Here is a 21,533-nt window from a genome sequence, read left to right on the forward strand (position 1 = left end):
CCTCAGAGGGCGGCTTGCGCCGCGGCGCGGATCGCGGCGATGTTCTTGCCATAGACCTCGGGGGTGGACACCGAGCCGCCCTTGAAGACGCCCGAACCGGCCACGAAGACATCGGCGCCCGCTGCCGCCATCAAGGGCGCGGTGACCGGGTCCATGCCGCCGTCGATCTCGATATGCACCGGACGGTCGCCGATCATCGCGCGCAGCTTGCGCACCTTGGCCGTCATGTCGATATATTTCTGCCCGCCAAAGCCGGGGTTCACCGTCATCACGCAGACAACATCCGCAATATCAAGCACATGCTCGATCGCTTCGGCCGGTGTGCCGGGGTTGATCGCCACGCCCGACTTCATCCCGGCGGCGCGGATCGCCTGCAGCGTGCGGTGGATATGCGGCCCGGCCTCGACATGGGCGGTCAGCACATCGGCGCCCGCCTGCGCATAAGCGTCGATATAGGCATCGACCGGCGAGATCATCAGATGCACGTCCATCACGGTTTTCACATGCTTGCGGAAGGCCGCGACGGCGGGCGGACCAAAGGTGAGGTTCGGCACGAAATGCCCATCCATCACGTCGACATGCACCCAATCGGCGCCCTGCGCCTCGATGGCCTGGATTTCACGGCCGAAGTCGGCGAAGTCGGCAGAAAGGATCGAGGGGGCGATCTTGATGGAACGGTCGAAGGTCATGTCGGTCTCCTGAGGGGTTGGGGCGGGGGTGTCCCCCCGCCCGACTATCACGGCGTTCAGTTCACGCCCAGAGCAACGCGCCAGCCCGGATAGAGCTTGTCGGCATCGTTCGGGAAGCTCTCGAACGCCCGGGCAAGTTCGCGATGCGATTTCGCATAGGTCACCAGATCCACGCCCGCCTTCCAGGCATCGCAGGATTGCCGCAGCGATTTCGCCCCGGCGGTGCCGCCGTCAAGGTGGCCAAAGGCGCCGCCGCCCGAGGTCTGGATCACGTTCGAATGGCCAAGGTTGTCGAAGAAGCCCGGCAGACGCAGCGCGTTCATGCCGCCCGAGATGATCGGCGTCGTGGCTTTCATGCCGAGCCAGTCCTGATGGTAGAACGGGCCCTGCGCCGCCTCGTCGGTCAGCATGTAGGCCATGATCTTGTCGGAAGCATCGCCTTCCATCTTGCCATAGCCCATCGTGCCGGTGTGGATTCCGCTAGCCCCTTGCAGACGCGACATCTTGGACAGAACGAAGGCGGTGTAGCCGCGCATCGACTGCGGCGAGGTCACGGCGCCATGGCCCGCGCGGTGGTAGTGCAGGAACTGCCGCGGGAAGGAGCGCCGCGCGGTGGTGATCGCCGCCGGGCCGGTGACGTAGCCATCCACGAGGAAGGCGACGTGATCGGCATTTTCGCCAAAGGTTTCAAGGATGTATTCGCCACGGGCGACCATTTCGTAATGATCGTCGGCGGTGATGTTGGCCGAGAAGAGCTTGGCTTCGCCGGTTTCGTCCTGCGCCCGTTTCATCGCATCCGCCACCAGACGGATGGTCTCCTTCAGCGGCGCGAAGGTCTGGTTGCCCTGCGGCTCGTCATTCTTGATGAAATCGCCACCCAGCCAGAATTCATAGCAGGCGTCCGCAAAGGGCTTCGGACGCAGACCCAGCTTCGGCTTGATGATCGTGCCGACGACCATGCCGCCATCGACCACCGGACGGCCCAGAACCCGCCACATGTCGGCGATGTTCATCGAGGGGCCGTCGAACAGGCGCAGATAGCAGGGCGGCACGTAGAAATCGTGCATCTTGGCGTATTCGACGTCGCCCATGCCCTGGTTGTTGCCGATCGTCAGCGTCAGGAACGAGCACAGCATCGCCCGGCCGTCGATGATGTTGCGGTCAAAGAGCTCGACCGGATAGGCGATCTTCATGATCTCTTTTTCCGGGTCGATCTCATAGACCAGCGCATCGACGCCGCGGGTGAAATCGTCGGTGGTGGACACTTCGACGTTGGTCCCGGTCGAGCTTTCGGCGGCGAAATGGGCGGCGGTTTCCAGATAGCCGTAGCCCGCCTTGGGCTTCATGATATAGGCGCAGAGCACATGGCGCCCGCCGGCGATGAGATCGGCTTCCTTGAGGTCAAGCCGGGCGTAACGGTTAGACTGATCCATGATGAGGGGTCCTTTCGATCAGTTGGTTTTCGGCGCAAGCGAGCCGCTGGCATAGCGTTTCGCCATGTCATCCATCGGGATGACCTTGATTTTCGAAGCATGGCCCGCGGTGCCGAAGGCTTCAAGACGCGCCTTGCACAGATCGCGCATCGCATCCATCGCGGGTTTGAGGAATTTGCGCGGATCGAATTCGGCCTTGTTCTGCTCGGCGATGCGGCGGAACTGCCCGGTCATCGCCATGCGGCAGTCGGTGTCGATATTGACCTTGCGCACGCCCATCTTGATGCCGCGCACGATTTCCTCGACCGGCACGCCGAAGGTTTGCGGCATCGCCCCGCCGAATTCGTTGATGATGTCCTGCAGATCCTGCGGCACCGACGACGAGCCGTGCATCACCAGGTGGGTGTTCGGCAGTTTCTTGTGGATCGCCTCGATCACCGACATCGCCAGGATCTCGCCATCGGGCTTGCGCGAAAATTTGTAGGCGCCATGCGAGGTACCGCAGGCGATGGCCAGCGCGTCCACTTGCGTTTTCTTGACGAAATCGACGGCCTGATCGGGGTCGGTCAGCAGCATCGAATGATCGAGCTTGCCCACCGCGCCATGGCCATCCTCGGCCTCGCCCTCGCCGGTTTCCAGCGAACCGAGAACGCCCAGTTCGCCCTCGACCGAGGCGCCGACCCAATGCGCCATCCGCGCAACGCGTTCCGAGATTTCGACGTTATATTCGTAGCTTGCGGGCGTCTTTGCATCCCCTTCCAGCGAGCCGTCCATCATCACCGAGGTGAAGCCGTGACGGATCGCGGTCATGCAGGTGGCCTCGTTGTTGCCGTGGTCCTGATGCATGCAAAGCGGAATGTCCGGATAGATCGCGGCCAAGGCTTCGATCATCTTCGCCAGCATGATGTCATTGGCATAGCTGCGCGCGCCGCGCGAGGCCTGGATGATGACCGGCGCATCGACGGCCTTGGCGGCCTCCATGATGGCGAGGCCCTGTTCCATGTTGTTGATGTTGAAGGCGGGCACGCCATAGGAATATTCTGCGGCGTGGTCCAGCAGTTGCCGAAGGGTGATCAGTGCCATTTTGGTTTCCTCAACTCGCGGAGCTTTTCATCTTGCTCCAAATACCTCGGGGGTCCGGGGGCAGAGCCCCCGGCTTGGTTCAGATCAGCTTGCCCATCGCGACGGCGGTATCCGCCATGCGGTTCGAGAAGCCCCATTCATTGTCATACCACGACAGGATGCGGACCATCCGGCCCTCCATCACCTTGGTCTGATCCATGTGGAAGACCGAGGAATGCGGATCGTGGTTGAAGTCGGTCGACACGTTCGGCTGGTCGGTATAGCCCAGCACGCCTTTCAGCGGGCCATCCGCCGCGGCACGGATCGCGGCGTTCACTTCCGCAACGGTGGTGTCGCGCGCGGCTTCGAACACCAGATCCACCACCGAGACATTCGGGGTGGGAACCCGGATCGCGACGCCGTCAAGCTTGCCCTTGAGTTCCGGCAGCACCAGCCCCACGGCCTTGGCGGCGCCGGTCGAGGTCGGGATCATGCTGAGCGCGGCGGCGCGGGCGCGGTAGAGATCCTTGTGCATCGTGTCGAGCGTCGGCTGATCGCCGGTATAGCTGTGGATCGTCGTCATGAAGCCTTTCGAGATTCCGATCGCGTCATTCAGCGCCTTGGCGACGGGGCTCAGGCAGTTGGTGGTGCAGGACGCGTTCGACACGACCATGTCTTCGGCCGTCAGCGTGGCGTGGTTCACGCCAAAGACGATGGTCTTGTCGGCGTTGTCGCAGGGCGCCGAGACCAGAACGCGTTTCGAGCCGTTTTGCAGGTGGGCAGCGGCCTTGTCCTTGGTGGTGAAGATGCCGGTGCATTCCAGCGCGACATCGACATTGCCCCAGGGGAGTTCGGCCGGGTTGCGGATCGCGGTGACCTTGATCGGGCCGCGGCCGACGTCGATCCAGTCCTCGCCGGTGGTCACGGTCGCCGGGAAGCGGCCGTGGACGCTATCGAAGCGCAGCAGATGGGCATTGGTCTCGACCGGGCCAAGGTCGTTGATCGCGACGACTTCGATATCGGTGCGGCCCGATTCGACGATGGCGCGCAGCACGTTGCGGCCGATGCGGCCAAAACCGTTGATGGCAACTTTGACGGTCATCTTTTCCCTCAGATCAGGTTTTTTGCTTCAGAGACAATCGCCTCTGCGGTGATGTTGAAGTGTTGATAAAGCTGCGGGGCAGGGGCCGAGGCGCCAAAGCCGGTCATGCCGACAAAGGCGTCGGTCGGCCCGAGCAGCAAGCACCAGCCCTGCCGGATCGCGGCCTCGCAGCCTACCCGCGGCGCCGTGCCCAGAACCTTGGTCACATAGTCACGCGGTTGCGCCGCGAAAAGTTCAAAGCAGGGGGCGGAGACGACGGCGGCGCGGATGCCTTCCTTCGCCAGCTGATCGGCGGCGGCGAGCGCAATCTCGACCTCGGAGCCGGTGGCGATCAGCGTCACCTGCCGGTCCTCGGGATCGCGCAACAGATAAGCGCCGCGCGCGGTCAGGTTCTCGGCCGTATGCGTGGTGCGCACCGTCGGCAGGTTCTGCCGCGACAGCACCAGCAGGCTCGGCGTCGCCTTCGAGGTCATGGCGATTTCCCAGGCCTCGGCGGTCTCGACCGCATCGGCGGGGCGGATCACGTTCAGGTTCGGGATCGCCCGCAGCGAGGCCAGATGCTCGACCGGCTGGTGCGTCGGACCGTCTTCGCCCAGACCGATCGAGTCATGGGTCATCACGTAAGTGACGGGAACCCCCATCAGCGCCGAAAGCCGGATCGCGGGGCGGCAGTAATCGGCAAAGGCCATGAAGGTGCCGCCATAGGGGCGCAGGCCGCCATGCAGCGCGATGCCGTTCATCGCCGCCGCCATCCCGTGTTCGCGGATGCCGTAGTGGATGTAATTGCCCGCAAAGGCGCCCGGCTTCACCGAAACCATCCCCTTCGACCGGGTCAGATTCGAGCCGGTCAGATCGGCCGAGCCGCCGACGGATTGGGGCAGGGTGGCGTTCACCACCTCAAGCGCCATTTCGCTGGCCTTGCGCGTCGCGACCTTCGGCTTGTCGGCCGAAAGACGCGCTTTATAGGCCGCGATGGCGGCGGGCAGGGCCGATGTGTCATCGGCCTCGGCCTTGATGAAGTCGGCGCGGGCAGCGTGGTTTTGCAACCGCGCCTCCCAGTTTGCCCGCGCCGAAGCCCCCCGTGCCGCAACCCGGCCCCAGGCCGCGGTGAGTTCGGAAGGGATTTCGAAAGGAGCATGCGGCCAGTCAAGGAAGGCCCGGGCCGCGGCGATTTCCTCGGCGCCGAGCGGCGCGCCGTGCACATCATGGCCGCCCTGCTTGTTCGGCGCACCAAAGCCGATCACGGTGCGGCAGGCGATCATCGAGGGACGCGGGTCGGCCTTGGCGGCCTCGATCGCGGCGGCGATGTCATTGGGCGCATGGCCGTCGCAGGATTGCACATGCCAGCCCGAGGCGGCAAAACGCGCCAGCTGATCGGTCGAGGTCGAAAGATCGGTGTCGCCGTCGATGGTGATGCGGTTGTCATCCCAAAGCACGATCAGACGGCCCAGCCCCAGATGCCCGGCCAGGTCGATCGCCTCGTGGCTGATGCCCTCCATCAGGCAGCCGTCCCCGGCGATGACATAGGTGAAATGATCCACAAGATCATCGCCATAGCGGGCGTTCTTCATGCGCTCGGCCAGCGCCATGCCGACCGCGGTCGCAATCCCCTGACCGAGCGGGCCGGTGGTCATCTCGATGCCGTCCGCATGGCCATATTCCGGGTGACCGGCGGTGCGGGCGCCAAGCTGACGGAAGTTCTTCAGCTGCTCGATATCCATGTCGGCATAGCCGAGCAGATGGTGCAGCGCGTAAAGCAGCATCGAGCCGTGCCCCGCGGACAGCACGAAGCGGTCGCGGTCGGGCCATTTCGGCGCGGCGGGGTCGATTTTCATGAAACGGTTGAAAAGAACGGTGGCAACATCGGCCATGCCCATCGGCATGCCGGGATGCCCGGATTTCGCCTGTTCCACCGCATCCATCGCCAGCGCCCGAATGGCATTGGCCATCCGCGTTTCCTGCGCCATATCCAGATCCTTCATGGCTCCTCCTCCCTGATGAGCCCTTCGTCCGAGCGGCGGGCCCGGTTTGCCGGACCTCGCCAATGTCTTGAAATCACGTCGTTTCAGGCGCGCGCGCGGCGGCCTTCGCGGACCAGCCGCTCGATCAGGGGCGTCAGGATCAGCTGCATCGCCAGATCCTGCTTGTTGCCCGGGATCACGATCGAATTCGCCCGGCTCATCCAGGATCCATGGATCATCGAGGTCAGATAGGGGAAGTCGATGCCGCGCGGGTTGCGGAACCGGATCACGATCAGGCTTTCGTCCGGCGTCGGGATCCAGCGGGTGATGAACGGGTTCGACGTGTCGACCACCGGCACGCGCTGGAAGTTGATGTCGGTCTGCGAGAATTGCGGCACGATGCAATGCACATAGGCATGCATGCGGCGCAAGATGACATCGGTGACGGCCTCGGTCGTGTAGCCGCGCTGCGCACGGTCGCGGTGGATCTTCTGGATCCATTCGAGGTTGATCACCGGCACGACACCGATCTTCAGATCGGCATGGGCGGCGATATTGATGTCCTCGGTCGAGACGCAGCCATGCAGGCCTTCGTAGAAGAGAAGGTCGGTGTCTTCCTCGAACGGCGCCCAATCGGTGAAATGGCCCGGTTCGACGCCGTATTTCGCCGATTCATTGGCGTCATGGACATAACGCCGGGTGCGGCCCTTGCCGGTTTCACCATATTCGCGGAAGACGCGTTCCAGATCTTCCAGCGCATTCGCCTCGTAGGAGAAATGCGAGAAGGTGGCATCGCCCGCGGCATAGCGGCGGTCCAGTTCCGCCTTCATGTCGGCGCGGTTGAAGCGGTGGAAGGCGTCGCCCTCGATCGAGACCGCGCGCACGCCTTCGCGGCGGAAGATCTGGTCGAAGGTGGCCTTGACGGTCGAGGTGCCAGCGCCCGAGGAGCCGACGACAGAGATGATGGGATATTTTTTCGACATGAGATCAGCTCCGGAAAAGACCGCGGGTGTTGAAGAGTGCCGAGGTCTCCTCCCCGGGCAGGTCGTGATAGGCGGTGACGCGCGCCACCTTGGCCGCGCAGCCAAAAACGAAGGGCGTGCGCGCATGCAGCTTGTCGGGCAGGGCCGAGAGGATGTCCTCGCAGCCGTCGGTGGCGCCGCCGCCCACTTGCGTGATCAGAAAGGCGATCGGCGCACATTCATAGACATGGCGCAGACGGCCGCGGGCATAGCCCTTGCGTTCGTCGCCCGGGTAAAGAAAGACGCCACCGCGCATCAGGATGCGGTGGGTTTCGGCAACGAGCGAGGCGATCCAGCGCATGTTGAAATTGCGCCCGCGCGGCCCCTCGGCGCCCGCCACCAGATCGTCGATGAAGGCGCGGATCGGCGAGGGCCAGTGCCGGTAGTTCGAGGCGTTGATCGCATATTCCGAGGTGTCTTGCGGCAGCATCTTGATGTCGGGCAGGCGCTTGAAGTTGCGGCTGTCGAGGTCAAGCACCCAGTGATGCACGCCGCGCCCGAAGCTGCAGACCAGCGCGCATTGCGGCCCGTAGATGATATAGCCGCCCGCCAGCTGTTCCGAGCCCTTGCGCAGGAAGCTGGTGTTCGGATCGTCGGTCGCCGGGAAGATCGAGAAGATCGTGCCGATCGACACGTTCACGTCGATGTTCGAGGAGCCGTCGAGCGGGTCGATGGCCAGCGCCAGCGTGCCTTCGCCCAGCGTCACCACCTCGTCCTGTTCTTCGGAAGCATAATAAGCGACGGCGGTGCCGGTCAGCGCCTCGCGGAAGGCGTCATCGGCCATCACGTCAAGCGCCTTTTGACCATCGCCCCCGGCATTGGTGCCGACGCCCGCTGCCAGGTCCGCATCCACCCCGTTGCGGGCAATAGTGCGGGCCAGATCCGCCCCCACACGCGCCAGCCGGGTCATCACATCCGCCAGTTCCGGGCTAAGCCCGAGACCTTCAAGCTCGATCGCCATGGCCTCCTCCTCATTCGGTTGGCCGGACGTTGCGCCGAAAGCGGTTTCATGCAAATTTGAAATTCGGCAACTCGCTTTCAGGAAAATTTAACATGGTCCGGCTGGACGGGATCACGATGAAGCAACTGCGCGCGCTCAGAGCGGTTGCAAAATGGGGCTCTCTGACCGCGGCGGGACAGGCGCTTGGCCTGACGACGCCCGCAATTCATACGCAAATCAAGGGCTTGGAGGATGCAGTTCAAGTGCGCCTGTTGCAGCGGGCGACGGATGGGGCGGGGTCGGACCTGACCGATGCCGGTCATGCGATGCTGGCGGCGGCGAAGCGGATCGAAGACGCTTTGTCGCAGGCCGGGGCCGATCTGGCAGCGCTATCACGCGGGAAAACCGGTCGGGTCACGCTGGGCGTGGTCTCGACGGCGAAATATTTCGCGCCAAGGCTGGTCAAGGCGCTGAGTCTTTCGCACCCGGATATCGAAGTGGCGCTGCGGGTGGGCAACCGCGAAACCACGATCGAGGGGCTGGAACGCGGCGCCTTTGAAATTGCGATCATGGGGCGGCCACCGCGGCGGCCGCCGGTGCTGGCCGAGCCGCTTGGTCCGCATCCGCATAGCTTGCTCGTGCCGCCGGGGCATCGGCTGCTGGGGCAGGGGGTCAGTGCGGATGCGCTGCTGGACGAGGTGTTCCTGACGCGCGAGCCGGGCTCGGGGACGCGGATCCTGATGGAGCGCTGGCTGGACCGGGTGGCGGACGGGCGCGCCTTCGAGACGATGGAGATGGAAAGCAACGAGACGATCAAGCAGGCGGTGATGGCGGGCCTTGGCATCGCGTTTCTCAGCCTGCATACGGTGACCGAGGAACTGGGCTCGGGGCGGCTGGTGGAACTCTCGGCGCCGGGTCTGCCGATCGTGCGCAACTGGTTCATGGTCCGGCGCGAGGACGAGGTGCCGCGTCCGGTGGCCGAACGGCTGTGGGAGGCGATCCTGGCGCTTCGGGGCAGTTATTTCCCAACGATTCCGATGATTGACGCATCGTGATCGCGGGGTCATTGTGAGCGCAAACGGTCCACTGGCCAAGGTTGGCTCAGGCCGTGGACCATCTGTCGGAAGGAGACTGCAATGCGCTATGCGATGGCCGTGACCGCCCCGGGCGGGGTGGAGAATTTTCGCCGGATCGACCGTGAGCTGCCGCCGCCGGGCCCGGGCGAGGTGGTGCTGCGCCAGACCGCGATCGGGTTGAACTATATCGACGTCTATTTCCGCACCGGGCTTTATCCCTGGGACGTGCCGGCGGATCTGATCCCCGGGGGCGAAGCGGCGGGGGTGATCGAGGCGGTCGGACCCGGGGTCGATCTGCCGCCGGGCCTGCGCGTCGCCTATACGGTGCGCAATGGCGCCTATGCCAGTCATCGGGTGATCGCGGCCGATGATCTGGTGCCGATCCCGGAGGGCATCAGCGACGAGATCGCGGCGGCGGTGATGCTCAAGGGGCTGACCGTGCATTACCTGATCCATCATTCCTATCCGGTGGCTGCGGGGGATTGCGTGCTGGTGCATGCGGCAGCGGGCGGTGTCGGGTTGCTGGCCGGGCAATGGCTGAAGCACAAGGGCGTGCGGGCGATCGGCACGGCGGGCACGCCCGAGAAATGCGCGCTGGCGCTGGCGCATGGTTATGATGCGGTGATCGACTACAAGACCACGGATTTCGTCGCCGAGACGATGCGGCTGACCGATGGCAAGGGCGTGCAGGCGGTTTATGACTCGGTCGGTGCGGTGACGGTGAAGAAATCGATCGAGGTGCTGGAGACCTTCGGCACGCTGGTCAGTTTCGGGCAAAGCTCGGGTCCGGCGCTGGATTTCCGCATCACCGATCTGGCGCGCGGCTCGCTGCGGCTGACACGGCCGACGCTGTTCCATCATACGGCGCAGCCGGGCTGGCTGCGCCAGGCCAGCCGCGAGATCTTCGATCTGATCCAGGACGGCACGATCCGGGTCGAGATCGGGCAGCGCTACGACCTGAAGGATGTCGCCGCCGCCCATACCGCGCTTGAGAGCCGAAAAACCATCGGCTGCACGATTTTGACCCCATGACGGATCTCGTACAGCACCTATATTTTACATAATACTGATTATGGGATTTGCTCGTGTGAGATCAAAGGCGCCACCTCTTCGAGGTGGCGCCTTTGATTGTCAGGTGATCACATCCGGGCCTTTCCGTCCCGTTCGGGCCCTGATCCCGACAAGATCCTCCGTCGCTGCGATGATCGGCGCCAAAGCGACCTGCGGATCTTCGGTCAGGCCCTCCGGTCCGGCGACATAACGTTCAAGATAGACACGCAACGTTGCGCCTTCGGTGCCGGTACCGGACAGGCGCAAGACAGCGCGAGAGCCCCCCTCGAACAGTATGCGAAAGCCCTGATGCGCCGAAATCGAGCCGTCGACCGGGTCCTCATAGCTGAACTCATCTGCATCTTGCACCACAAGCCCCTGAACTTGCGTCCCTTTCAGGGACGAAAGCCGATCGCGCAAATCACCGAACATGGCGTTGGCCAGATCGACCGGCAAGGCCTCGTAGTCGTGCCGGGAATAATAGTTCCGCCCGAAGGTCTCCCAATGGTCCGCCATGATCTCGGCCACGCCCATGTTTCGGGCCGCAATGATGTTGAGCCACATCAACACCGCCCAGAGCCCGTCCTTTTCCCGAACATGGTCGGACCCGGTGCCGAAACTCTCTTCCCCGCAAAGGCTGACGCGTCCGGCATCCATCAGATTGCCGAAGAATTTCCAACCCGTCGGCGTTTCATAGCACGGCAGCTTCAAGGCTTCCGCCACCCGATCGACCGCGGCAGAGGTCGGCATCGACCGCGCCACCCCCTTCAGACCTTGCGCGTAACCGGGCACCAGATGCGCGTTGGCGGCGATCACGGCAAGGCTGTCGGAGGGCGACACATAGATGCCGCGACCGACAATCATGTTGCGGTCCCCGTCTCCGTCCGAGGCCGCGCCGAAATCGGGCGCATCGGGCCCCATCATCTCGGCCATCAGCTCATGCGCCCAGGTCGGATTCGGATCCGGATGCATGCTGCCAAAATCCGGAAGCGGGTGTTCGTGAACGACCGTGCCTTTCGCCGCGCCCAGCCGGTTTTCGAAAATCTCGACCGCATAGGGACCGGTGATGGCGCACATGCTGTCCATCCGCATCGTGAAGCCTTCGTGAAAAAGACCTCTCAACGCCTTGAAATCGAAAATGGTTTCCATCATGTCGGCATAGGCCGAGACGGGATCGACAACTTCCACCACCATTTCGCCCAAGCGGCTCTCCCCGACCATCGTCAGATTGACATCTGGCGCTTCGAGCTTCCCGAAAGAGTTTATCACCTGCGTGCGCGCAAATATGGCGTCTGTCACCGCTTCGGGTGCGGGACCGCCATTGGCCATGTTGTATTTGACCCCGAAATCCTCCTCGGGGCCGCCGGGATTGTGACTGGCCGAGAGGATGATGCCGCCATCGGCCTTGCGAAGGCGGATCAAATTGGAGGCCGCGGGCGTCGAGAGCCAGGACCCCTGCCCCACGATCACCCGCGCCGCCCCGCCAGCCGCCGCGATCTTCAGGATCACCTGAGCGGCTTCGACGCCGAAATAGCGGCCATCGCCACCAAGCACGAGCGTCTTGCCCGCGACACCGCCGATCGCATCGAATGTGCTTTGGACGAAATTCTCGAGATAGCCCGGTTGCATGAAGACGGGCGTTTTCTTGCGCAACCCGGAGGTCCCGGGTTTTTGGCCCTCGAACGGGCGCGTCGGATGGGTGGTCATGGACTTGGCTCCTGCCGTGCAGTCGATCGGATGAACAGTTGAACGGATTGCGCGGCAACGCAAGTCGCTGCGGCAAAATGCGGGGCTTCTGGGCGATCAGGGTCGGCCGTATCGATCAGAAGCCGCCATTGGCCTTCGGGCAGATGCACCTCTGTCGCCCCCCCGGCGTTGAAGATGGCAAACATCGCCTCGCCCGCGGCAAGACCCCGGGGGCCCTCGGCAGCCCCCCGCACCTCGGCACAAAGACAGCGCGACTGGGCATCATGCCAATCTTGCGACGACAGCTCGGCACCGGAGGGCAGCCGCCAGATCAGGTCGCGGACCCCGTCCTGGGCGCGGATTTTGGCATGCAGGAAACGGGTCTGCCGCAGCACAGGATGATCGCGGCGCAGCCGGATGAGGCGCGCCACAAAGGCAATCAGCGCCTCGTCCGCAGTCTGCCAGTCGATCCAGCCGATCGGATTGTCCTGCGCATAAGCGTTGTTGTTGCCGCCTTGAGAATTGCCCAGCTCGTCGCCGGCAAGCAACATCGGAACGCCTTGCGACAGCATCAGTGTCGCCAGCATTGCCCGCTTTCGCGCCGCTTTCGCGCCCGCATCCTGCAACGCCTGCGAATAATTGGCGTTGTGACCGTCGCGGTTGTTTTCACCATTCGCTTCGTTTCGCTTTTCCGAATAGGAAACAAGATCATGCAGGGTGAAGCCATCATGTGCAGTCAGAAAATTCACCGAAGTCGTCGCAGGTCGACCACGATGATCGAAGATCTCTGCAGAGCCGGCAACGCGCCGCGCCAGTTCCGGAATCAACCCGGCATCGCCACGCCAGAACTGCCGCACGCCATCGCGGAAGCGATCGTTCCACTCAACGAACGGATACGGAAAAGCGCCAAGGCGATAGCCGCCGGGACCGATGTCCCAAGGCTCTGCAATCAGTTTCACCGCGTTCAGAACCGGATCTTGCCGAATCGCAGAAATCAGCGAGGCCAGTTCCTTGAATTCCCCCGTGGAGGCCCGACCAAGTGTGGTGGCCAGATCGAAGCGGAAGCCATCGACCCCCATTTCCTCGACCCAGTGACGCAGGGCATCCATCACCAGACGCAGAACCATTGGATGCGCAAGGTTGAGCGTATTGCCCGTTCCGGTGTCATTGACATAAGCGCGACCACCTTCGGACAGCCTGTAATAGGAATTATTGTCAATTCCGCGCAGGCTCACTGTCGGGCCGGCCCCGTCACCCTCGCCGGCGTGATTGAAAACGACGTCCAGGATGACCTCGATCCCGGCCGCATGCAAAGCCCGGACCATGGCACGAAAGCTTTCGCGGGTACCATACCGAGGATCGGGGGCCATGAATCCGATCGGCTGATACCCCCAGTAATTGCGCAGGCCTTTTTCGACCAGAAAGCGGTCATCGATGAAGGCCGCTACCGGCAACAATTCCAGCGCAGTGACGCCAAGCCGTTTCAGATGTTGGATGATCGGCGGCGCCGCCACGGCGTCATAGCCACCTCTCAAGGCGACCGGGATCTCTGGGTGCTGCATCGTCAGTCCGCGCACATGCGCTTCATAAATAACTGTTTGCGACCAGGTTCTTGTGGGCCGATCCCAAAATGGCTTTTGAATCTCGCAGACAATCCCGCGCGCCGTCACCGCGGCAGAATCGCGTCGATCCGGTCGGCTCGCACCGACGCCGCCCTGCATCGGCGCGCCCCAGACCAGAGGGCCTGTCAACGCGCGCGCATAGGGATCGACGAGCAGCTTGGACGGGTTGAACCGGTGCCCGATCTCGGGCGCCCAAGGTCCATGGACGCGATATCCGTATTCCGCACCGGGACGCAGACCAGGAACAAATCCATGCCAGACATCCCCGGCCCGCCCGGGCAGGACAAGTCTGGTCTCGCTGTCACCGTCGAACAGGCAAAGCTCGACCTTCTCCGCATGGGCGGAGAACAGAGCGAAGTTCACGCCGCCGAAAACCGGGATTGCCCCGAGGATCTCTGCCCTTCCCGGTCCGATCTTCATTGCGCCAGCAACCGGTCGTAAAGTGCCGCGTAACGTGCGGCAGAACGCGACCACCCAAGATCGGACTTCATTGCCCGCTTCATCATCGCCGTCCAGATCCTGCGATCGGCATGCAGCTTGCACAGCTGCCGCATCCCCTGTCGCAGTGCCAACGCATCGACCGGATGGAACACGACGCCCGTCGCCGCCTGCCCCGCCAAGCTTGCCGGGGAAGCCCCGATCACCGTGTCGGCAAGGCCTCCGACTGCTGAAACCAGGGGCAGGCAGCCGTAACGCAACCCATAAAGCTGCGTCAGACCGCAGGGTTCGAAGCGCGAGGGCACAAGCACCGCATCTCCGCCCGCAAACATTCGATGGCTCAGCGACTCGTCATAACCGATCCGAACTCCGACCCGGCCGGGGAAGCGCGCGGCCAGACCGCGCACGAGATCCTCGGCCCAGGAATCGCCAGAGCCGAGGATGGCAAGCGCCCCGCCTCTGGCGACCAATGCCTCGATCGCAGTCGGCAAAAGGTCGATCCCCTTTTGGGCCGTCAGCCGCGACACCAAGATCACCAAAGGTCCGTCGATCTTCTTCTCAAGTTGAAATTCAGCCTGTAACGCCTTGCGATTTCTTGACTTCCCGGAAATGTTCGTGGCCGAGAACGAAAGGCAATCCGGGTCGGTCTCCGGGTTCCAGACACCATCATCGATGCCATTCAGAATCCCGACAACCACACCGGCCCGTGCGGCGATCACCCCCTCGAGCCCTTGGCCATATTCACCGCGCATCAGTTCCTCGGCGTAGCGGGGGCTGACGGTTGTGATCGCATCGGCGGTCGTCAACCCGGCCTTCAGGGTCGAGATGTCCCCCCAGAACTCATAGCCATCGCGATGGAAGGCTTCGCGCGGCAAGCGCAAGGCTCCCATCTTGTCGGCCCCCACACGCCCCTGAAAGGCAATGTTGTGAATTGTGATCACACTTGGCAGGGATGCGCCTGCATAGCGCAGATAGGCAGGCGCAAGACCGCCTTGCCAGTCATGCGCATGCAGCACATCCGGTTGCCAGTCACCCAGCCCCTCACGAGAGACCGCGGCCGCCGCCCAGCACAAGGCAGCAAACCTCTCGGCGTTATCGCCGAAATCGCCATGGAGATCAGAATAGGGCCCGCCCGCCCGATCATAGAGATGCGGCGCATCCAGCGCCATCACCGCCATCGTCCCGACCTTGCCCAGATGCAATTCCGCCGGTCCGCCAAAAAGGTCCGGATCGCTCCGGACGACGGTCGTCGCCCCAAGCCGATCCAGCACGCCCCGATAGGCGGGGATCATCACCCGCATATCCCAGCCCTGTCCCGCCAAGGCTTCGGGCAAGGCCCCCACCACATCGGCCAAGCCGCCGGTTTTCACCAGCGGAACCGCCTCGGACGCAACGGAAAGAACGCGCTTCATCCCCGTCCCCTTGATTATACGCATCTGGTTGCAGTTTGACTCAAAGCTGTTGCCGCCTCAGTCCAGAGCCGCTGCCCTAGCGTCAAGCATGCTTTGCGTGATCAGCACAATCCCCCCCTCAGTGCGGCGGAACCACTTCGCATCTTCTTCCGGTTCCACCCCGACGACGAGCCCCGGCGGAACCTTCACGCCGCGGTCGATGACGCAATTCTTCAGCTGGGCACGTTCGCCGATATCGACATAAGGCAGCGCGACAACATGTTGAACTGTCGACCAACTATGGGCTCGGCATCCGGTGAACAGCAGCGAATTGCGCACTTCGGAACCCGAGACGATACAATCCCCCGAGATCAGCGAGCTGACCGCACTGCCGCGCCGCCCGTCTTCGTCATGGATGAATTTCGCCGGCGGCACGATCTCGGCATAGGTCCAGATCGGCCAGGCATTGTCATAAAGATCAAGCTTCGGCGTAAATTCGGTCAGGTCGATATTGGCCTGCCAGAAGGCGTCGATGGTGCCGACGTCGCGCCAATAAGGCTCGTGTTCCAGCCCGGAGGTCACGCAGCTTTCAGAAAAACGATGCGCCATCGCCTTGCCGTATTTCACGATCTGCGGGATCAGGTCATGGCCGAAGTCGTGGCTGGAATGCGGATCCTCTGCATCGCGGATCAGCAACTCGCGCAGGAACACCCAGTCGAAGACATAGATCCCCATCGAGACCAGCGAATGGGTCGGATCTTCGGGCAACCCCGGCGGATTGGTCGGCTTCTCGATGAACTGGGTGATGCGTCCGGTCTTGTCCGCCGCCATGCAGCCGAAGGCCGAGGCCTCGGCACGCGGCACGGTCAGACAACCGATCGTCACATCGGCCTTGCTCAGCACATGCTGCAGCAACATCACCTCATAATCCATCTTGTAGATGTGATCCCCGGCCAGAATGATCACGTATTTGACGTCATAATCCTCGATGATGTCGATATTCTGCGCGACCGCATCGGCCGTGCCAAGATACCATTTGCTTTCGTCAATCCGCTGGCTTGCCGGAAGAATATCAAGATATTCATTACGTTCCGCGCGGAAGAAGTTCCAGCCACGCTGCATGTGACGGATCAGGCTGTGCGCCTTGTATTGCGTCGCGATCGCCATTTTGCGAATGCCGGAGTTGAGCGCATTCGACAATGCGAAATCGATGATGCGCGTCTTGCCGCCGAAATAGACAGCGGGTTTCGCACGCCGGTCGGTCAGTTCCTTCAGACGGCTTCCCCGACCGCCCGCCAGAACGAAGGCCATGGCCTGTGACGAAAGCCTCTGGTTCGGTTGCGGTTTCATGCTTTCCTCCCTTACGCCTCAGGCGGGCGTGAACATCACCACGGAGAGTGGTGGCAGATAGACCTCGGCGCTGAACGGGCGTCGCGCGGTGGCGATCTCATCGGCCTCGATCGCGCCGAGATTTCCCCAGTTGGCACCGCCATAATAGCCGCTGTCGGAATTGAAGATCTCGCACCAGGTCCCCGCCTGGGGCAGGCCGATGCGATAGGTGCGGTCGAGAGGCGTCAGATTGGCTGCAACCACGACCGGATCCGCCCCCGGTGCACGACGTTCGAAGACATAAACCGAGGCTTCGGCATCATCCGCCTCGATCCAGTCGAAACCGGAGGGGTCGCAATCGCCCCAATGCAGCGCCGGGGTATCGCGGTAAAGCTTGTTCAGATCGCGCACCAGCGCCTGCATGCCGCGGTGCAGCGGGTCGTCCAGAAGGTGCCAGTCAAGGGCCCCCTGATGCGCCCATTCGCGGCCCTGCGCGAACTCCTGCCCCATGAAAAGCAGTTTCTTGCCCGGATGCGCCCATTGAAACGCATAAAAGGCCCGCAGGTTGGCGAATTTCTGCAACCCGTCTCCCGGCATCTTGCCCAGCATCGATCCTTTGCCGTGAACCACTTCGTCATGGCTGATCGGCAGGATAAAGTTCTCGCTGTAAGTGTATGAACTTGCGAATGTAAGTTCGTTGTGATGCCAGCGGCGATGAATCGGATCGCGAGAAAAATACCGCAGGCTGTCATTCATCCAGCCCATGTTCCACTTGTAGCCGAAGCCAAGCCCGCCCAGATGCACCGGCCGGGTCACGCCCGGAAAAGCCGTGCTTTCCTCGGCCACTGTCATGATCCCCGGGGCGCCGCCATAGGCCTCGGCATTGACGTCTTTCAGAAAATCGATCGCCTCCAGGTTTTCTCGACCGCCATGGATATTGGGCACCCATTCGCCATCCCGCCGCGAGTAGTCGCGATAGAGCATCGAGGCCACGGCATCGACCCTGAGCCCGTCGAGGTGATATTCCTCAAGCCAGAACAGCGCATTGGCCAGCAGAAAATTTTTCACTTCGCGCCGACCGTAATTGTAGATCAGCGTGTTCCAATCCTGATGGAACCCTTCTTTCGGATCGGCATGTTCGTAAAGCGGCGTTCCGTCAAAGCGGCGCAACCCGTGATCGTCGGTTGGAAAATGCCCCGGCACCCAATCCAGGATCACCCCCACGCCCCGGCGATGCGCGGCATCGACAAAGGCCGCGAATTCCTCGGGGCGACCATGGCGGATGGTCGGCGCATAAAGCCCGATCGGCTGATAGCCCCAGGATCCGTCAAAGGGAAATTCGGTTATCGGCAAAAGCTCGATATGCGTGAACCCTATCTCGACGACATAATCGACCAGTTGTCCGGCCAGTTCGTGATAGCTCAGAGGGCGTCCCCCCTGGTCCCAGACCCGCCGCCAGGACCCGAGATGCACCTCGTAAATCGAGATCGGCGCATGAATGTCCTGCATCTTCTGGCGTTGCCCGATCCAGGCGCCGTCGCCCCACAGATGCAGTCCAAGCTCGCGCACCTGAGACGCCGTCTGCGGCGGATGCTCGGCCCCGAAGCCGACCGGATCGGCCTTGAGCGGCTGAACGACGCCATCGGCCGACAGGATTTCATATTTGTAGACCTCGCCCGCCATCAGGCCGGGCACGAAGATTTCCCAGACCCCGGTGGCGCCACGCCGACGCATCTGATGCCGCCGACCGTCCCAGATGTTGAAATTGCCAACGACGGAAACCCGTCGCGCCGAGGGCGCCCAGACCGCGAAATGCACGCCGCGGATCCCCTCGTGCCAGATCACATGCGCGCCCAGAACCTGCCAGAGACGGCGGTGCGTCCCTTCTCCGATCAGATATTCGTCGATCTCGCCAAGCACCGGACCGAAGGCATAGGCATCCTCGAAATCCCAGGTGGATTGCGCGTTGCGAGCCCGAAGACGATATCTGCCCCCTTCCCATTTTCCTGAAAAGAGTCCGCCGGTTACATGTTGAAGCTCAGCTTCCGTCCCGGTTTCCCGGGAAATTGCCCAGACGTGTTCGGCCCCCGGCACGAGCGCCACGACACGGCCCCCCTCCGGGGTCTGATGCCAGCCCAGAACAGAAAAAGGATCGTCATGCCGGCCCTCGGCCAGCGCCAGCGCCTCGGCAGACAAGATCATCGACATTCCTTCACCTTCAAAGGGCGGATTCGGTCTCCCAGATATCCGTCATGTAACCACGAATGGCGCGGTCGGAGGAGAAAAACCCCATCCGCGCCGTGTTCAAGATCGCCATACGCCACCACCGATCCGGCTCGGCAAAGGTCTGGTCGACTTCCATCTGCGCATCGCGATAGGCCTCGAAATCCGAAGCCACCAGGAAATAATCGCTGTGCCACATGTTATGGACAAGACCGTGATAGCGGCTGGGCTCCTCGGGACAGAAACGCCCCTCGGCAATCATCTGCAAAACGTCCTGCAACGGCTGGCTTTTCAGGATCGCATGGCGGGCATGTTCGGGATCCTTGCGCCGCTCCACCACCTCTTCCGCGGTCAGGCCGAACAGGAAGAAATTCTCCGCCCCGACCTCGTCGCGGATCTCCACATTGGCGCCATCCAGCGTTCCGATGGTCAGCGCGCCGTTCAGCGCGAATTTCATGTTCCCCGTGCCCGAGGCCTCCTTACCCGCGGTCGAGATCTGTTCGGACAGATCCGCCGCCGGGATCAAACGTTCCGCCATCGAAACATTGTAATTCGGCGGATACACGATCTTCAGCCGATCCCCGACGTAAGGATCGTTGTTCACCACCCGCGCCACATCGTTGATCAGCCGGATGATCTCTTTCGCGGCCTGATATCCGGGCGCGGCCTTGCCGCCGAAAATCTTCACCCGCGGCACCACCTCGGCGGTCGGGTTGGAGCGGATCACATGCCATTCGGCAATCGTTTGCAGGATGTTCAGCAGTTGCCGTTTGTATTCGTGGATCCGCTTGACCTGAACGTCAAACAGTGCGTCCGGGTTGACCACCACCCCCTGTGTTTGCGCGATCCATTGCGCCAAAGCGATCTTGTTTTCTCGCTTGGCTTTCGCAAAGTCGTCGCGGAACGTCTTGTCTTCACTCAGTTTATCCAGTTCGCGCAGGCGATCGAGATCTGCCTCCCAGCCCGAGCCGATCGCCCCGGAAATCAACCGCGACAGCGCCGGATTGGCCATGCGCAACCAACGCCGCGGGGTGACCCCGTTGGTCTGGTTGATGATCCGCCCGGGATGCAGCTTGTCAAGTTCGGGGAACAGGTTCTTCTTCACCAGCTCCGTATGCAGCGCCGAAACCCCATTCACCTTGTGCGAGGTGATGAAGGCCAATTCGCCCATCCGCACTTCGTGATGCTTGACGATCCCCACATAATGCGGTCGCGTCGGGTTCATCCGCAAATGCCAGGCATCGATCGCCTCGATGATCTGCATATGCCGCGGCAGAACCGAGCTCATCAGATAGGTCGCCCAGCGTTCCAGCGCCTCGGGCAACAGCGTGTGGTTGGTATAGCCCAGACATTTGACGCCGATCTCCAGCGCCTCTTCGAAACTCATGCCATGCACGTCGCTGAGCAGCCGGATCAGCTCGGGACCGGCGATGGCGGGATGCGTGTCATTCATCTGGATCGCGACGTGATCGGGCAGATCGGTCAATGCCAGACCGGCCGTCAAATGACGGCGCAAGATGTCCTGCAACGCCGCCGAGGTCAGGAAATACTCCTGCTTCAGACGCAGTTCCTTGCCCTGGAACGTGGTGTCATCGGGATAGAGCACGCGGCTGAGGGTGCGCGCCAGGGCCTCCGGCTCCGCGGCGGCGGCAAAATCGCCATGGTTGAAGCGCGCCAGATCGAAAGGCGTCGTCGGCTTTGCCGCCCAAAGCCGCAAGGTGTTTGCCCAGCGTCCCTGCCAGCCGATCACCGGCATGTCATAAGCTTCGGCAATCACCGTTTCCGCCGGTGCCCAGACCGATTTGCCGTTCACGATCTCGACCGTGCCCTTGAAGCCGATCTCATAGCAGACTTCGGGCCGCTCGAATTCCCAGGGGTGGCGCTGCTTCAGCCAGTCTTCGGGGGTCTCCACCTGCCGACCGGCATCGAACCACTGCCGGAAAAGCCCGTGTTCGTAGCGGATGCCATAGCCATAACCGGCACAGCCCAGCGTTGCCATGCTTTCCATGTAACAGGCCGCAAGCCGCCCCAGACCGCCGTTCCCAAGCGCCGCATCCGGTTCGTCCTCGACGACCTGATGCCAGTCCTGCCCCAGCCCCTCGATGGCCTCGCGCGCAATCGCCCGCATGCCCAGATTGATCGCGGCATCCTCGAGCACCCGCCCGATCAGGAATTCCATCGACAGGTAATAGACCCGCTTGCGGCCCTGGTCATAGGTTTGCCGGGTGGCGTCGAACCAGGGCCCGACAATGTGATCACGCAGCGCAAGGCTCAGCGCCATGCGCCAGTCGTAAAGCGAGGCATGGCCCGCATCCTTGCCCATGGAATAGGTCAGATGGCGCAGGATTTCCGCCCGGAAAGCCTCGACGCTGGGCGCGCTTGCATCTCTCACTGTCAAACCCTTCTTCGTTCTCCCACCCCCTTGATGGGATGCCGCCCCGCCGCCGTCAAGCCGAACCCGCCCCATCGGACGTTCTGTCATTGCCGCGGCAAGGAATGCGCCTATGCT

At 62.6% G+C, this 21,533-nt stretch carries 15 protein-coding genes; 2 read left to right on the forward strand and 13 right to left on the reverse strand.

The features are described from left to right. Positions 1 to 2: 2 nt before the first annotated feature. From rpe to LY44_RS04205, 7 genes are all read right to left on the reverse strand, one after another. Positions 3 to 689 carry a ribulose-phosphate 3-epimerase gene (gene rpe / locus LY44_RS04175; RefSeq protein WP_055208329.1) on the reverse strand — a complete coding sequence of 229 codons (687 nt, stop codon included), beginning with the start codon at positions 687 to 689 and terminating at the stop codon, positions 3 to 5. A gap of 56 nt (positions 690 to 745) precedes the next feature. Then, the gene (locus tag LY44_RS04180) at positions 746 to 2,122 is read right to left on the reverse strand and encodes a ribulose-bisphosphate carboxylase (protein WP_055208325.1); all 1,377 of its coding nucleotides are present in this window, start codon (positions 2,120 to 2,122) and stop codon (positions 746 to 748) included. 18 nt (positions 2,123 to 2,140) lie between these two features. Then, positions 2,141 to 3,205 (reverse strand): class II fructose-bisphosphate aldolase, encoded by a 1,065-nt coding sequence (gene fba / locus LY44_RS04185; protein ID WP_055208323.1) that lies wholly within the window; start codon positions 3,203 to 3,205, stop codon positions 2,141 to 2,143. A gap of 79 nt (positions 3,206 to 3,284) precedes the next feature. Next, positions 3,285 to 4,286, reverse strand: coding sequence for a type I glyceraldehyde-3-phosphate dehydrogenase (gene gap / locus LY44_RS04190; protein WP_055208322.1), 1,002 nt, complete (start codon positions 4,284 to 4,286; stop codon positions 3,285 to 3,287). An 8-nt stretch (positions 4,287 to 4,294) separates the two neighbouring features. Further along, entirely contained in the window at positions 4,295 to 6,268 is a 1,974-nt protein-coding gene (gene tkt, locus LY44_RS04195; protein WP_055208320.1) for a transketolase, read from the reverse strand. Between the two features lie 83 nt (positions 6,269 to 6,351). Further along, positions 6,352 to 7,230 carry a phosphoribulokinase gene (locus tag LY44_RS04200; RefSeq protein ID WP_055208318.1) on the reverse strand — a complete coding sequence of 293 codons (879 nt, stop codon included), beginning with the start codon at positions 7,228 to 7,230 and terminating at the stop codon, positions 6,352 to 6,354. Positions 7,231 to 7,234: 4 nt separating this feature from the next. Then, positions 7,235 to 8,230, reverse strand: a complete 996-nt coding sequence (locus LY44_RS04205; RefSeq protein WP_055208941.1) for a class 1 fructose-bisphosphatase — start codon at positions 8,228 to 8,230, stop codon at positions 7,235 to 7,237. A gap of 92 nt (positions 8,231 to 8,322) precedes the next feature. On the opposite strand from LY44_RS04205, the gene cbbR reads away from it, so the two are divergent. Beyond that, the gene (gene cbbR, locus LY44_RS04210) at positions 8,323 to 9,264 is read left to right on the forward strand and encodes a LysR family regulator CbbR (protein ID WP_055208316.1); all 942 of its coding nucleotides are present in this window, start codon (positions 8,323 to 8,325) and stop codon (positions 9,262 to 9,264) included. 81 nt (positions 9,265 to 9,345) lie between these two features. Beyond that, positions 9,346 to 10,317, forward strand: coding sequence for a quinone oxidoreductase family protein (locus LY44_RS04215; protein WP_055208314.1), 972 nt, complete (start codon positions 9,346 to 9,348; stop codon positions 10,315 to 10,317). A 99-nt stretch (positions 10,318 to 10,416) separates the two neighbouring features. On the opposite strand, the gene LY44_RS04220 is transcribed toward LY44_RS04215, so the two are convergent. The 6 genes from LY44_RS04220 to LY44_RS04245 are packed head-to-tail and all read right to left on the reverse strand — an operon-like array spanning position 10,417 to position 21,422. After that, complete coding sequence (locus tag LY44_RS04220) at positions 10,417 to 12,042, reverse strand: alpha-D-glucose phosphate-specific phosphoglucomutase (protein ID WP_055208312.1); 1,626 nt, start codon at positions 12,040 to 12,042, stop codon at positions 10,417 to 10,419. Next, positions 12,039 to 14,063, reverse strand: a complete 2,025-nt coding sequence (gene glgX / locus LY44_RS04225) for a glycogen debranching protein GlgX (RefSeq protein WP_055208310.1) — start codon at positions 14,061 to 14,063, stop codon at positions 12,039 to 12,041. Before glgX ends, LY44_RS04220 begins: the two co-directional genes overlap by 4 nt. Then, positions 14,060 to 15,493, reverse strand: coding sequence for a glycogen synthase GlgA (gene glgA / locus LY44_RS04230; protein WP_055208308.1), 1,434 nt, complete (start codon positions 15,491 to 15,493; stop codon positions 14,060 to 14,062). Before glgA ends, glgX begins: the two co-directional genes overlap by 4 nt. Positions 15,494 to 15,550: 57 nt before the next feature. Beyond that, positions 15,551 to 16,822 carry a glucose-1-phosphate adenylyltransferase gene (glgC, locus tag LY44_RS04235; protein ID WP_055208306.1) on the reverse strand — a complete coding sequence of 424 codons (1,272 nt, stop codon included), beginning with the start codon at positions 16,820 to 16,822 and terminating at the stop codon, positions 15,551 to 15,553. Positions 16,823 to 16,840: 18 nt separating this feature from the next. Further along, the gene (gene glgB, locus LY44_RS04240; RefSeq protein ID WP_055208304.1) at positions 16,841 to 19,009 is read right to left on the reverse strand and encodes a 1,4-alpha-glucan branching protein GlgB; all 2,169 of its coding nucleotides are present in this window, start codon (positions 19,007 to 19,009) and stop codon (positions 16,841 to 16,843) included. Positions 19,010 to 19,019: 10 nt separating this feature from the next. Next, positions 19,020 to 21,422: a glycogen/starch/alpha-glucan phosphorylase gene (locus tag LY44_RS04245; RefSeq protein WP_055208303.1), complete on the reverse strand. Its 2,403-nt coding sequence runs from the start codon at positions 21,420 to 21,422 to the stop codon at positions 19,020 to 19,022. Positions 21,423 to 21,533 lie beyond the last annotated feature (111 nt).

It is taken from the genome of Rhodobacter capsulatus, from assembly GCF_003254295.1.
In the GTDB taxonomy this organism is placed as follows: Bacteria; Pseudomonadota; Alphaproteobacteria; order Rhodobacterales; family Rhodobacteraceae; genus Rhodobacter; species Rhodobacter capsulatus.